At 69.4% G+C, this 13,023-nt stretch carries 14 protein-coding genes; 12 read left to right on the forward strand and 2 right to left on the reverse strand.

Annotated features, from left to right (window positions below):
- Together ACWEVN_RS40295 and ACWEVN_RS40300 are read left to right on the forward strand one after the other, a co-directional pair.
- A partial coding sequence (locus ACWEVN_RS40295) for a DNA-processing protein DprA (protein WP_452054794.1) occupies positions 1 to 372 on the forward strand: 372 nt, incomplete at its 5' end.
- A gap of 170 nt (positions 373 to 542) precedes the next feature.
- The gene (locus ACWEVN_RS40300; RefSeq protein ID WP_452054795.1) at positions 543 to 1,523 is read left to right on the forward strand and encodes a DUF4192 family protein; all 981 of its coding nucleotides are present in this window, start codon (positions 543 to 545) and stop codon (positions 1,521 to 1,523) included.
- A 128-nt stretch (positions 1,524 to 1,651) separates the two neighbouring features.
- Here ACWEVN_RS40300 and ACWEVN_RS40305 read toward each other — a convergent pair whose 3' ends face one another.
- The gene (locus tag ACWEVN_RS40305) at positions 1,652 to 2,251 is read right to left on the reverse strand and encodes a DUF6461 domain-containing protein (protein ID WP_452054796.1); all 600 of its coding nucleotides are present in this window, start codon (positions 2,249 to 2,251) and stop codon (positions 1,652 to 1,654) included.
- Between the two features lie 89 nt (positions 2,252 to 2,340).
- Positions 2,341 to 3,339 (reverse strand): NucA/NucB deoxyribonuclease domain-containing protein, encoded by a 999-nt coding sequence (locus ACWEVN_RS40310; protein WP_452054797.1) that lies wholly within the window; start codon positions 3,337 to 3,339, stop codon positions 2,341 to 2,343.
- Positions 3,340 to 3,716: 377 nt separating this feature from the next.
- On the opposite strand from ACWEVN_RS40310, the gene ACWEVN_RS40315 reads away from it, so the two are divergent.
- The 10 genes from ACWEVN_RS40315 to ACWEVN_RS40360 form a co-directional block, all read left to right on the forward strand.
- Positions 3,717 to 4,178, forward strand: a complete 462-nt coding sequence (locus ACWEVN_RS40315; RefSeq protein WP_452054798.1) for a hypothetical protein — start codon at positions 3,717 to 3,719, stop codon at positions 4,176 to 4,178.
- Positions 4,179 to 4,255: 77 nt separating this feature from the next.
- Entirely contained in the window at positions 4,256 to 5,260 is a 1,005-nt protein-coding gene (locus tag ACWEVN_RS40320) for a DUF932 domain-containing protein (protein WP_452054799.1), read from the forward strand.
- A gap of 704 nt (positions 5,261 to 5,964) precedes the next feature.
- Positions 5,965 to 8,061, forward strand: coding sequence for a hypothetical protein (locus ACWEVN_RS40325; protein WP_452054800.1), 2,097 nt, complete (start codon positions 5,965 to 5,967; stop codon positions 8,059 to 8,061).
- A gap of 100 nt (positions 8,062 to 8,161) precedes the next feature.
- Positions 8,162 to 9,109 carry a PP2C family protein-serine/threonine phosphatase gene (locus ACWEVN_RS40330; RefSeq protein WP_452054801.1) on the forward strand — a complete coding sequence of 316 codons (948 nt, stop codon included), beginning with the start codon at positions 8,162 to 8,164 and terminating at the stop codon, positions 9,107 to 9,109.
- Positions 9,106 to 10,089: a bifunctional DNA primase/polymerase gene (locus tag ACWEVN_RS40335; RefSeq protein WP_452054802.1), complete on the forward strand. Its 984-nt coding sequence runs from the start codon at positions 9,106 to 9,108 to the stop codon at positions 10,087 to 10,089. Before ACWEVN_RS40330 ends, ACWEVN_RS40335 begins: the two co-directional genes overlap by 4 nt.
- Positions 10,090 to 10,105: 16 nt before the next feature.
- The gene (locus ACWEVN_RS40340; RefSeq protein ID WP_452054803.1) at positions 10,106 to 10,816 is read left to right on the forward strand and encodes a hypothetical protein; all 711 of its coding nucleotides are present in this window, start codon (positions 10,106 to 10,108) and stop codon (positions 10,814 to 10,816) included.
- Positions 10,817 to 11,006: 190 nt separating this feature from the next.
- On the forward strand, positions 11,007 to 11,606 hold the full coding sequence (locus ACWEVN_RS40345; RefSeq protein ID WP_452054804.1) for a hypothetical protein: 600 nt from the start codon (positions 11,007 to 11,009) through the stop codon (positions 11,604 to 11,606).
- A 188-nt stretch (positions 11,607 to 11,794) separates the two neighbouring features.
- On the forward strand, positions 11,795 to 11,983 hold the full coding sequence (locus ACWEVN_RS40350) for a hypothetical protein (RefSeq protein ID WP_452054805.1): 189 nt from the start codon (positions 11,795 to 11,797) through the stop codon (positions 11,981 to 11,983).
- 174 nt (positions 11,984 to 12,157) lie between these two features.
- The gene (locus tag ACWEVN_RS40355) at positions 12,158 to 12,574 is read left to right on the forward strand and encodes a hypothetical protein (protein WP_452054806.1); all 417 of its coding nucleotides are present in this window, start codon (positions 12,158 to 12,160) and stop codon (positions 12,572 to 12,574) included.
- Positions 12,567 to 13,023: hypothetical protein (locus ACWEVN_RS40360; RefSeq protein WP_452054807.1), on the forward strand; the 457-nt coding region annotated here is incomplete at its 3' end. The genes ACWEVN_RS40355 and ACWEVN_RS40360, both read left to right, overlap by 8 nt.

Consider the following 13,023-nt stretch of genomic DNA (forward strand, 5'->3'; position numbering starts at 1 on the left):
GCGACACCTGTTGCACTGCGCTACTGTCCGCCCCAGGCCATCGAGCTGCGAAAACCCCGCTCGACCGCGACAGCCGCCCGGCTACCCCCAGAGAAGCGGCATCTCACCGCAGCCACCCTGGTGGTCGAGGCCGCGCGGCGCAGCGGCGCCCGCAACACCGCGTGCCTGGCCGCCAAGCTCGGCCGGCACGTCCTTGCCGTGCCGGGTCCCATCTCCTCGGCGGCATCAGCAGGGTGTCACCAGCTGATCCAGGACGGCACCGCACGCCTGGTCACCTCCATCGACGACGTCATCGCCGCCATCGAGGAACGCGACGACCCCGACACGGAACCGGAGACGACCGTCCCTGCAGATGAGGCCGGCCGACGCTAGCGCACGCTCCGGCGGCGACCCGGACCTGATGCAGACCTGCTGACGCCGGGAAGTGCCACAGCCGCCGCCGGGACGCGCGCTCGGGCGGTGGCGGCTCACACCTGCGTGGGCCGCCACCGCCTCCCCCGGCCCCACACGGCCGGCGATGCCGATCCCCAGGAGCGCCGACCGTGACCACATACCTGACCCCAGGTGAACTGATCGGATCCCTGCCCGACACCTGCGCCGACACCCTCCACGTCATCGCGCTGCCGCCCCAAACCCGCACCACCAGCCGCGGCCCCCTCGACGCACCGGCCGGCGCAGCGTTCCCCGTAACCCGCGTACGCGGCCTGAGCACCCGCGAGATCGCCGAGCACGTGCAGGCCGCCCTACCGGCCGAGCGCGACACCGACCTGGTCGTCGTCGTGATCGCCGAGGAGCACGCCCAGCAATGGCTTCCGCTCCGAGCCGCGATCGCCGCGCTCGAGGCCGAGCTGCGCCCCGCCGGGCACACCATCCTCGGCCGCTACTGGGCTCCTCACACCCGACCCGGAGCTGCGTGGCGCGACTACCGCCACCCCACGCACCTCGGCACCGTCATCCCGCCACGTGCCGACCTCGACTTCGCCAAGCCGCTCCGCCTCCGCGGGGACGCCCCGACCCCGACCTGGGGTCTGCTCTTCGCCCAGTCCGGCGAGACCCTGCCGGCCAGCATCGGCCGGTTCACCCGCCGAGTCGTGCCGCTGATCGTACGGCGCGGCGACGAGGCGAACCGGATCGTCACCCACGCCATCACCCAGGCCAGTCGCGGGGAATTCATCGACGACGTCGCGGCATTCGCCGCTATGACCGCGCTGGCCGACAACACCGTCTACGGCCCGATGCTCCTGCCACCGGCCGAGCACGACCCGCAGCGGGTCGAGCAGCTGTGGATGGCCCTCTACCGCGGCACCACCGACCACGGCACGCGAGCGCGGCTGGCCACCCTGATCACAGCCAGTGCCGTGCGCCGCGGCGACCGGCCCCTGACCACCTGCGCGCTCGCCCACGCTCACGGCGCGCCAGGCGCCGCTGCCATCGGCGTGCTGTTCCAACAGCACGCCAGCCCCGAGGTCGTCAAGTACGAACTCGACCTGCTCGCCGGCCGAGTCGGCGCAACCCGTCGGTAGTCCCGCGCCCGACACCGGCCCGGCCGCGGCGGCCCGAACATCGTTGCGTGCAGCGATGTTTCAGCAGGCCAGAGCGGGCTCTTCCTCACTCGGTCTGTCACTGATGGAAGACCGATGAGCGTCTCGAATCAGGCTGGCTGACGCCTGCGGCGGCGCGGCAGAAACCCCGATGGCCAGCTCGCGGCACGCACGAGTTCTTCGGTAAGCCGTATTCCGGTCAGGCGATGCACGAGGTGCAAGGTCGCGATCGCCGGATCGACGCCGGCGTCCGAGCCTTCCGGCAGGAGCGAAACGGCACGCATGTCGTCCACCAGTCGGTCTGGCGCGGAGCCGGTTCGGATCCCAGGTATCGCAGGTTCGAACGCTGTGACCAGCTCTCCGTCGAGGCTGAAGCTGAACCCGCCCATTCCGGAGCCAGTCTGAAAGATCGCAACCGCCTCGCCGTTACCACGCGACAAGGACGTCACCCATTGCGCGTCAGCCCCCTTGAGCGAGCGAAATTCGATGAGAATTGCCCAACCATGCATGGCAGCAACACGCACGCCTAGTGCATCGCGATCGATGCCGAGCGAATCAACAGTCGCAGCATCGCCGTGAACAGCGCCCGAAGAATCTGCGCCGACCGCGTGTAGCAACTGGACATCAGTCATCCCTCGCACACAGGTGACGCAGAACATCACCACCGCCGGATCGAGAGCCCAAGCGAAATCGTCATCAACGTCAGCCACGACGCAAGCCTATCGGAACCGCGAACGCGACGCTGCCGTGTTGCTGAGTCGCCCGCGTGCAGCGCAGGCGACCCAGCAACAAACGACTGCTATCGGGTGGTGACCCAGTAGGCGTCACCGTCGACGACACGCTGGTCCTGGACGAACTGGCCGAGGTCGCCGCCGACATCGGTGTTCTGCGGAAGCGGGACGTGCGCTCGAGCGCAGGTGCTGCTGCCGGCCGGTTTGAACACCGTCACCGTGCCGTTCGCGTGCGGGATGATCTCCGCACAGTCGATTCCGTCCATGCTGCCACCTTCCCGGGTGGCCGCAAAGGGGAACTCATCGCAGCTGTCGTTGGGAACAGTACTGTCCGGTGCCCAGTTCTGCCCACAGATGCGGGTCCGGTTGGCGCGCTGGATGGTGAGGTTCGCCTGCCGGTGCAGTGGCTCGCCGGCGCCACGTTTGCCGGGATGACTCGGCAGATTGTCCTGAGCCCACTGCACCCCCACGGCGGCAGCTGGGAACTCGATGCGGTCAACGTTGAACGTGGGCGTGAACACGCTGACCACACAGCCGGCCGTATTGCCGACCTGGTTGTCACACCGCAGTGGCGGCGCGCTGTACTGGACGGGCGCGTCACCGAGCGAGCCGGTCAGGACGAGCTGCAGCGTGTAGGACGTCCGGAAGGAGTCCGCAGAGCCCTTGGCCTGCGGATTCGTGAAGGCGATCGATCCCGAGCGAGTACTGCCCGGCGTGATCGGAGTGTTCGCGGGGAACGGAGCAGAGGTGGTCGTCGAGCACGCGGAGTCGCACGAAGCCGACCAGTTGGCCCACATGAATTTCCCGACCGCCACCCCCCAGGCGGACTTGTCCACAAACGTCAACTCCGCGCGCTCGGTCCAGTCCGTCTTGTTCGAAGCAAGCTCGGTGTACTGAGCGACTGTGAAGCGCGCACCACCGACGGGCGCATGCGTTTTCGCGTCATAGGCAGTGTAAGTGAGACCTGCGTGCCAGCAACTCGTGAATCGCGACAGTTGCCACTCGGCGTCCGGCGCGCTCGCACACGGAACGGCCGCCAGCTGCCGGGCCGTGACGTCGGAGGTCACGGATCCGCCGCCCGTCACAGTGTTACCGTAGAAGTACCGCCCCAGCGGGTCCGCAGAGGCGCCAACAGGGACAAGCACTCCACTGACAACCATGCTGAAAAGTGACACGACGGCTACCAATACCGTTTTTCTCATTGTCTCCCCACATAGATCTATGCAGCCAAATGAGCCAGCAATAACTCTTCGCAGAAGAGGAGAGAAGATCCACTCGGATCTACGCTCAGAATCGCGACACGCACACCAAGCGGAGGCCGTCATAGATTGCCACTAACGGATGCGACAAAGCCTGTCACGCCCCCCGTCGCGCCGCATCGACTCGAACCTTCCCCGCTTCCTGTATAGCGACTTCACCCAGGAGCAAGCCAGCCTCCATTAGAGTGATCAAGATCCGCGAGTGCTCACGCGTGCAGCTCAGCGAAATTTCCTTATCCAACAAGCAGAAGGAGCAGAGAGAGCGTCCTTTTGCCGCAGCAATCTGCACACGCGGCCGCTGTGCCCAGATCCCGTTCACGATCGCGAGCGTCGCCGAAGAACTGGCGCCGGTCCCCCAGGGCCGTCGTCTCCCACCTGCCATCGGTTACCCGCCTGCGCCGACGGTGTCGTCGCAGAACGACCACCGGCTTGAGGTCGTCAGCGCGAGCTTTCCCTCCGCGCATCAAGCTGACGCAACGGCATTGACAGAAAACGTTGCGCTCCTATCACGCCGAACCAGGCGCTCGGCCGTCGCGACGGGACCGGGCCCAGAGAACCAGGCCCGCGCCGGCGGCGCACAGCCACCAGCCCACCACGGCTTCGTCCCGCAACACGTGCTCGTGCGCCGCCGGCGCTCAGCCTGGTGATCCGTGGCCGTCCACCCGCGAGCCCGTGCCCCCAGGGCACCAGGCTCGCCCAGCGCCACACCGGAAGGGCGATCGTCGTGTCCAAGGAAACCAGCAAGTGGCTCAACACCCACGTCCTCATCGGATTCACCGACAAACGCGGCCACGCCTGGCACTACCGCGCCGAAGACCAGACCACCGAACCCAACCACTACCCCGGCCCCATCCCCGTCGACGACGTCAAACGACGCCTGTTCGGCTGGACCGCCGAACCCGCCCAGGTCTTCGTCGAAGACCGATTCGGGCTTCGCCTGGCCGAGCACCACCTCGGCGTCACCACCTCCGACACCGGCGATCTCCTCGCCATCCACACCGACGAGTACGGCATCCACCAGTACGGCACCTGGCTGCTGGACAACGTCGCCGCACTGCTCGACGACGGCCTCACCATCGGCTCCGCCGGGCTGCTGCGCAACCGCAAGCAAGCCTGGGTCAGCGTCGAGATCCCCGACAACATCCGCACCCCCGAAGGCGTGGAATTCCGGCCCAACCTGCTCGCCTGCTCCAGCCACGACGCCAGCCTGAAAACCCGCTACAAGCGAGTCGTCACCAACATCGTCTGCGACAACACCATGGCCGCCGGACTGCGCGAAGACGGCCAGGAACACGCCGTCGTCCACAAGCGCAACAGCGCCCTGCAGCTGCTTTCGGCTCGTGAGGCGCTGCAGATCGTGCACACGGTCGCCGACGACTTCGCCGCCGAGGTCAAGAAGCTGTGCCAGACCACCGTCACCGACCGGGCCTGGAAAGCGTTCCTCGACGCCCACACCCCGATCCCCGCCGAGCCGGGCCGCGCACGCACCAACGCCGCCACCAAGCGCTCCGCGCTGACGCGGCTGTGGACCAGCGACAGCCGCGTCAGCCCGTGGAAGAACACCGGCTGGGGCGTCGTGCAGGCGGTCAACACCCACCTGCACCACGAAGCCGTCATCCGCGGCGCCACTCGCGCCGAACGGAACATGACGCGGGTGATGTGCGGCGAGCTGGCCAAGCACGACCGCGCCACCACCGCCGTCCTGCGCAAAGTCCTCGCCACGATCTGAGCTCTGACCGGTCCCCGCCTTCACTCTCCATTCCACTTCACGAGAGGATTTCCATCGTGAGCACCAGCACTATCCCGCCGATCGCGTGCGCACCCGCGGCTGCGCGAACACCGGGCACGGGATCTCGATCGCGGTGTCCCGGCCCAAGCCTCTACCGCTGCTACGACGACTGCGTCACCTGCCTCGGCGCCCTCGCTTCCCGCTGGCTCCGCCGGTTCACCGACGCCCGCGCCTACGCCGACCGCATCACTCGGCAATCTCGACGCCACGGCCCTGCTCGAGCAGGCCGCACCCGTACTCGCCACGATCGATGAGAGCGGGATTCAAGGCGTGCGCGGTTTCCGCCGACGTCGAAGGGCGGCGTGACGTAGGACGACTTCACTCAGAGAGCGAAGATGACGCTGGGAATAGAAAGTATCGCTGCGCTCGGAAAGCGGGCGTGGGTGTTCCGGTCGGGCCAGCGCACTCTAGCGGAGCCTGGCGTCGGCGGCGCCCGCCTGCTTCACCTTCACGGCCGCGACAGTGCTGTCGGAGGCGGGCATGCCGCCGACGCGGGCGGCCCCGCTGAGGCGAGTGCGTCCCGACCGGGACACCCGCACTCCGCTCGTTCTCCACCACTACACGGAGATTGGCGGCCTGCGGGGTTCGTGGCCAGTCATCGGAGCTCATTCGGTGACCGGCCGGCCCGTGTGAAGGAGCCCTTCGTGACCAGCACGATGGATCTGCCGACCCAGCGCGACACCGACAAGACCACCTCCACCGCCACACCGGACACCCACCTCGCGTCGTCCGATCTGGACAGTGCCGCCGACGACCCGTCGCCGGCCAGCGACGTGAAAGGCACCGGGCTGGACGAGCTGTCCGACGGGGAGCGCGCGGCCCTGCACGCCCGATGGGATGCCGAGGTCGACACCGTCCAGCACGTCGACCCGCACACGGTGCTGCTCGCGGAGAACGTGCGTACCGACAACGCCGAGGCCGACGAGGAAACGACGGCGAACTTCAAGACCCACGGCGTCATAACCGCGGCCAACGGCTACCGCGACTACGACACCGGCGCCATCGTGGTCACCGAAGGCCAGCGCCGCGTCCTCAACGCCCGCGAAGCCGGCTGCACGGTGCCGGTCTGGATGAAGACCCCGCCGGCGGCCGACGAACGCAAGGCCACTATCGAGCGGATCGTCAACCAGTTCATCGAAAACGATGTCCGCATCGGACTCACCCTGGGCGATAAGGCTCGCGGCATGGAGCAGCTCACCGCGTTCAACCTCACCCCGACCGGGATCGCCCGCAAGCTCGCGCTGGGCAAGAAGGGCAAAGCCTACGTCGAGAACGTCTTGCAGGCCGGCCGCAGCGAGCTGGCGCTCAAGGCCGCCGAACGCTACGACCTCGACGTGCTGCAGGCGGCCGTGGTGGCTGAATTCGACGAGGCCGGTGACCGCGACACCGCGAAGGAACTCCTCATCATCGCGCGCGACAATCCGAACAACTTCAACGTCGTCGCCGAGCGCAAGCGCGCCGAACACGCCGAGAAGCAGCAGCTCGCCGCACTGATCGAGGATTTCACCGAGGAGCTGACCTCCGCGGGAGCCACGATCTTCGACGACAGCCTGCCCCAGCACGACGGGGACGCGCGCTCGCTGGACCGGCTGCGGCCCACCCCCGAGCACGAGCCCCACACCGAGCTGACCGCCGAGGACCACGCGTCCTGCTCGGGGCACGGCGCCTGGATCGAAACCGACCACTACGACGAGCAGGGCACGCAGATCCCGGTAGCCGTCTACGGGTGCACCGACTTCCGGGCCCACGGTCACGCCCTCGCCTACGCCCCGGCCGGCCGCGCGGACTTCTCCCCCGTGACCACCGACACGACCAGCGCCGGGGTGTCCGGCGACGCCGTCGACCCCGATTCCCTCGGCGACGCGGACGCAGCCGGCGAGACCGACGAGGTCGCGGCCGCCCGCGCCGCCCAGGCAGCCGCGGAACTCGAGCGCCAGAAGGCGCGAATCATCCGCAGGTGGGTGATTCAGAACAACAAGGACTGGGACGCCTCGCAGACCCCGCGCCGGGAATGGCTGGCTGGGCTGGTGCAGCGCAAGACCGCGCCGCAGGGCGCGCAGCTGTTCCTCGCCCTGCAGAAGGCCCACGGCGGCTACGCGCTGCGGCGCGCGTTTGAACGCAACCACCCGCTGGGGATGGAAGTGTTCGGCATGCCAGTCGGTGCCACGCTCGCCGACCTGACCGCCAAGATCGCCAAAGCCCCCACGGCGGGGAAGGCCACCCTCTACGACCTGGTCCTCACCCTGTGCGCGATCGAGGACGACCTGTCCCGCAACACCTGGCGCAGCCCATGGGGCTCGTCGCAGGCGTACATGGCCGCGATCGTCAGCTGGGGCTACCCGGCCTCCGATGTCGAGCGGAAGGTTATCGACCCGGAATCCGAGCAGGACGTCATCGCCGCCCAGCTCGGTGGATCCGACACCGCGGCCACCGCCGACGAACAGCCCGACGGCGGCGGCGAGGCCGGCGAAGTGCAGAGCCACCAGCCGGGCCAGGACTCCTCCAGCGAGGCGACCGACGACAGCATCGACGGTGACGGCGGGCCCGTCCAGGCTCACCTCCAGGACCTCGACGACGTCACCAGGGTCGATGAGAACGGAACCGCGGGCACGGACGAGGAGGCCGACACAGCGGCCGACGTCGCCGGTGACGACGCCACCAAACGCCGGGACCAGCCGTTCCGGCCCGACGACGAAGCCGAGGGCGAGGGCGAAGGCGAGCTGACCGGGGCCGCGATCTAGCCGCCCCTGATCACCACCGCACCCGAATCTTCGCTGGGGCGGGCCCGCGCACTGCGCCGCGGCGCCCGTCCCGGTCCTATGCGTGAACGGAGTCGCTCCGATGCACCCGCACCTTCCGCCGGTCTTCGACCACATCCACCGCACCAGTACCTACGCCTCCGCGAACCACCCCGTCTGGCCCCACGCCCCGCTCCCACCCGGACCGGCCTGGACACACGCCACCTGCCGCTGTGGCTGGGCCGAGATTGCCGAATCCCACAGCGACGCCCGCGCTCTGGCCCGCCACCACCGCCGCTACGCCGCCGAACACGCCACCTACCTACCCGGCACGGCCCTGCGCATCGGCGGCCGCACCCACCAGGCCGACGCCACCGGCACCCATGTCTCCATCACCGGCACCCGCCACGGCTGGGCCCTGGCCGACGGCATCGGCGATCACCCGCTGGCCGCTTACGCCGCGGGCAGTGCCGCGGCCACCGCCGCCTACGCCGCCGCCGACCGCGGCGCTGTCGCCGGCCTGCTCGCCGCCACCGCCACCTTCCACGACGGCGACACCGTCATGGTCGTCGCCACCTCACTCCCGCCCGAACGCGGCGATGGCTGGGACATCGCGTGGGTCGGAGACTGCCGCGCCTACGAATACGACCCCGACACCGACGTTCTCACCCAGCTCACCGTCGACCACACCGAAGGTCAGGAGCTGCGCGAAAGCCTCGCGGAGTCCTACCGGGATCGGCCCCAAGAACTCGAGGAGTTGGCGGCCCGGCGGGACAACGTCGTCACGAGTTCCGTGGCCACCGCCACCCCCGCCGACATCGGCCACGTCACCACCACCGGTCCGCGGCGTCGGTTGCTGCTGACCAGCGACGGCGTCCACGAACCCGTCCCGCATTCCTCTCTCGTCCGCGCGGTCCGCACGTTCAGCGACCCGGGCGCCTGCGCCGCCCGGCTGACGCTCGCCGCGCGGCACTTCGGCGGCAGCGACAACGCCGCCGCCATGGTCATCGACCCCATCCCTGCCCCGATCGCCGCCGAGCTGGTGCCATGAGCGCCCCCACGACAGCGGTCACGCTCATCGCCGGCGCCAACGGTCTGCTGGGTGCGGCGTTGGACATTGCCGCGCGCGGGTGGCCGGTGTTCCCCCTCGCCCCGCACAGCAAGCGACCCGCCATCCGCGGCTGGCAGCAGCGAGCAACCTGCGATCCCGACCGCATCCGCCGCTGGTGGCACCGCCACCCGTCGTGCAACGTCGGGATTGCCTGTGGGCCAGCCCGGCTGCTGGTGCTCGACCTCGACGCCGCCCACGGCCCGATCCCCATGCCGTGGGCCCGCCAAGGCGTCAGCCACGGCCGCGACGTCCTGGCCCAGCTCGCGCAGCAGGCCGGCGAACCGGACCCGGTCGACACCTTCACCGTCACCACCCCGCATGGGGGCGAGCATCGCTACTTCCACCGGCCGCCCGGATTGCGGCTGCGCAGCACCGTCGGGGGTCGCGGGCGCGGACTTGGCTGGCACGTCGACACCCGCGGCCCCGGCGCACTGATCACCGCCCCGAGATCCATCGCCGTCGTTCGGGGTGTGCTGGTCCCGTATGCCGTCACCGGGGACCTACCCGTCGCTGAGCTCCCAGGATGGTTGGTCGCCGCCCTCACCCCACCATCACCGCCGCCTCACCCCGCTGTGGTTCCGATGCCGCCGGTGACCAGCCGCCGCGTCACCGCCTACGTCCAAGCCGCTGTCACCGCGGAATGCCGCAACGTCGCCACCGCCACCGAGGGCCACCGCCACATCGCCGTCTACGCCGCCGCAGCAGCCCTTGGGGAACTGCTGGGCAACGGCTGGATCAGCGCCGCCGCGATCACCCACTACCTCACCGAAGCGGCCCGCCGTCACCTGGGCGTCGCCGACTTCGACGCCCGCGAACTGACCACCACCATCCGCGACGGCATCGCCGCCGGCCGCGAACACCCCCGCATCCTCACCGACCGCCCCGCACCCCGACACCGGCCGCAGCCGGGTGCCCGCTGATCGAAGGGACCTTGTCATGCCCGACACCACATCGCCCGAACCCAACGCCGCATCGAGCCTCACCTGGCTCTGGCAGCGTCAACCGGACAGTACCGACCTGGAAAAGGCCCTCATCCCCATCCACCTGATCCCCGCGGGCTGGATGCCCAAGCTCCAGCACCGCTACCCCGAAGGCGACCGCGTCCAGTTCACCTACAACGGGAAACCCCAGCTGGGCACGGTCGTGCAAGACCAGGGAATGTATCTGGCCATCGCCGGCGAACGGCCCGGCTCGGGCTTCACCATCCACAAGACCGACGTTCGCCCGCACGACGCCGAACCCAGCGCACCAACCAACCCAGTCATCGTCACCGCGATCGACCCGCATCCCCGCCCCGTCGTCCGCCGGGAAGGCCACACCGCGACCGCGTACTGGAATCTCGGCCGACAGGCCGTCGACGGCTGGCTGTCCTGGGCCCGTCTGCACATCGCCTTCCACGCCACGCTCGGATTCGTCGCCACACTCTCCAGCGTCGAAGAACGCGACCAGGCCGGCGAGCACCGCGAACGTCGTCGGCCACTCGACCCGGTCGTCGTCCATCACACCCCGGCGCGCCGCCCCAGCCATCACGCCGTCCGCACCTGCCTGCGCGACGCCATCGACATCGTGATCTCCGAGGCTCGGCAACGCCAACCGGCGGTCTGCGCCCACTTCGTCCCGATCCTGAGTACCACGCACGAGAAGTAGCCAGCGGCCGAGCTCGCCGGGACGGCGCCGCGGCCGCCCGGTCACCAGAAAAGCACGGCGCGGCCCGGAACCCGCCACGCTGCCGATCCTCGGTCGGGCAGCCGAGGGCCCCGGGCCGCGCCGTGCCTGCGAAGCCCCGTTCACCCCCAGCGGCCTCGTCCGCCGGAAACCGACCGTTCAAGGAGGACAGATGACGCAGCCGCCGTTCCAGGTTCCCGAGGGATACCGCCAAATTCACATGGGCGGGCCGTGGGCCCTCACCAGCTGCCGCGACTGCGGCGGCAACGGCGAGTACTCAGTTAGCGACGACACCGACGAGGCATGGGGCCCGGACGAGACTCAACCGTGGTCCCCGCAGCCCTGCGATTGCCTCTGGTCACCGCCACCGGAAGTCCTGCGCGCGCTCGACCCCGCGCACGTACGCCTGTGGCGTCACCGGGAGCAGATGCGTGAGGTCTTCGACGCGATCGGCTCACGCCAGGTCGGCGGCACCTACTGGTGCCGCTACTCGCGTCGCTGGTACATCGTCGAGTCCATCGAGATCCGCTTCCGCGACGGCGACCTGACCCACCCGACCTGGTCGATCACGGCGCGCTGGGCCAGCGACGATCGCGGCACCCACCACACCCCGTGGAATCGCCGCCACGACAGCACGACGCCTCCAGCGCCCTCGCCTGGCCCGGCCCCGGCGCCGCCGGAACTGCGCTATCGCACCGCGGTCTCCTGCCAGTGGTGCCGCTCGCCGTTCAGGCTCGTCCGCGCCGTTCATCGCCCGTTCTGCACCGGCTGAAGGGAACGCCCGATGTCCGCACCTCCTTCATCTGGTGTCAGCCACCGCGCAGCCGGGTTGATTCTTCCTCCCGAACCCGCGGGCGGTACAGCTGACCGCGCGTTCGGGGTCCTGTCCCCCGCAACGAGACCGTCGGCTGGCACGGACGCGACGAGTCGATCCGCGAGTTCTTTCACCCGGACCGCGACGTGATCGACCTCCCGAACCGGCCGTGGCCGACTGGGCGCCCGGCGGACTGCGACGACCGCACCTCCACCGCGCTCTGGCTCGACGCCGAGGGAATCCCGGCTGAGCTGTTTGCCTTGATTCGCCAGGCCCAGCGGGCAGTGGAGCACCAACTGAGCGTCATCGGCGGTGACGAGCTGACGGGCCGCTGAGTCCGCAGCGTGGTTAGGCACTCCGGTCGGCGGGTGACCGCCGCCAGCACAGCACACCCGGGGCCCTCGGGCGCCAGCTCTCCTCGCCCCGCAGCGCGAACCGACGGGGCGCCCGAGGACCGCGGGGGTGCTCAGGGAGGACGGGTTCACCCGCATCCGATCCGGAGGTACCCAGTGACCACTCCGACCGTCCACACCACACCGTACGAATACACCGAGTCCGCTTACGCGCGAGCGTGCCGGTTGATCGAAACCGAACTCGGCGGCCGCCGCATCACACCGCCACCTGCAACGTGGGCCGAGCAGCACTCCCGAGCCCGGCGGCACAAGACCGCGCTCATTACGGCGGTATGGAAGAAGTGCCTCGTGTCCGGTGTCGTCGACGCGTGCCGGGTCGTCGAGGCCGTCTACCCCGTACTCGACATCGACGGGCGCTGCACCCACGCCGCTGTCACCGCAGCGGCGAACATCATCGAGCCAGACGCGCACACCTGGACTACGCAGCGGCAGGCCGAAAACCTCGAGTTCACCCGCGCGTGCCTGAACCGCGCGCTCGCCGAGGCGAACACGGCGGTGACCGACCATGGCTGAAAACAAGTTGTGGGTCACCGCCTACGACTGGAGCCGCTCCTACGTGCTGCCCGAATCGGTCGCCTGCAACATCCCTCACCGCGGCAGTCTCGAGGACTACGGCGCCTGGAATCTCGCGCGCGGTGTCCTCGTCGAGCTGTGCCGCGCCCTGCCCGCGACACCGATCTCATTGGTATACGACGAGCCCGTCCAGCGCCGCAACCGCATGCGCGTCGCGATCCGGATCACCGCACACGCCCGGCGCGCCGACGGGCAGGACGTGCGCGTGATCTACCGCAGCGAACGCACCGACACCGCACCCTGGCCGGACTTCTGGAGCGTCGCGGTCAACGGATTCGTCCCGGCCGCCGGCCGGGACGTCCGACGCCCCTCGCCGCCGTGGATATCCCGCACCGCCGCGCAGACGCTGCGCGCCGAGATCGGGCACTTATACACAAACCGGGCCGCAC

The sequence above is a fragment of the Amycolatopsis sp. NPDC003861 genome, assembly GCF_053605405.1.